This window comes from Mesorhizobium sp. M2C.T.Ca.TU.002.02.1.1, assembly GCF_003997225.1.
Genome location: NZ_RZTO01001331.1, coordinates 1 through 910, shown reverse-complemented (window position 1 = coordinate 910; position 910 = coordinate 1). Strand labels below are relative to the sequence as shown.

Below are 910 nucleotides of genomic sequence, written 5' to 3'. Positions count from 1 at the left end.
GTAGGTGCAGGCGGCGATCAACGCATCGGGCAATCTTCTGCCGGCCGACCTGCCGGCGCCGCCGATCTACGCTAAGGTCAATCCGGCCGATGCGCCGATCCTGACCTTGGCGATCACCTCCAAGACGCTGCCGCTGACACAAGTCGAGAATTATGCCGAGACACGGCTGGCGCAGAAGATATCGCAGCTTCCCGGCGTCGGCCTGGTCTCGATCAGTGGCGGCGAGCGGCCGGCCGTGCGCGTGCAGGTGAAGCTCAAGGCGCTGGCCGCCATGGGCCTCAACATCGACGATCTGCGCACCACGATCGGCACGCTCAACGTCAACACGCCGAAGGGCAGCTTCGACGGGCCGGCGCGCTCCTACACCATCAACGCCAACGACCAGGTCGCCGATCCCAAGACCTATGCCGACATGGTCATCGCCTATCGCAACGGCGCGCCGGTCAGGCTGGGCGAGGTGGCGGACATCGTCGAAGGGCCGGAGAACTCCAGGCTGGGCGCCTGGGAAAACCGCACGCCGGCGATCATCCTCAACATCCAGCGCCAGCCGGGCGCCAACGTCATCCGCGTCGTCGACGGCGTGAAGGCGCTGCTGCCGCAACTGCGCGCCGGCCTGCCGGCTGCGCTCGACGTCGAGCCGCTGACCGACCGCACCACCACCATTCGCGCCTCGGTCGATGACGTCGAGTTCGAGCTGGCGATGGCCGCGCTTCTGGTCGTGCTCGTCACCTTCCTGTTCCTGCGCAACATCCCTGCGACGATCATCCCGAGCCTGTCGGTGCCGCTGTCGCTCGTCGGCACCTTCGCGGTCATGTATCTGTGGAGCTTCAGCCTCGACAATCTGTCCTTGATGGCGCTCACAATCGCGTCCGGCTTCGTCATCGACGACGCCATCGTCATGATCGAGAAC

At 65.8% G+C, this 910-nt stretch carries 1 pseudogene; it reads left to right on the top strand.

The features are described from left to right. Positions 1-4: 4 nt before the first annotated feature. A pseudogene (locus EOD07_RS35905) lies at positions 5-910 on the top strand (efflux RND transporter permease subunit); the annotation flags it as partial.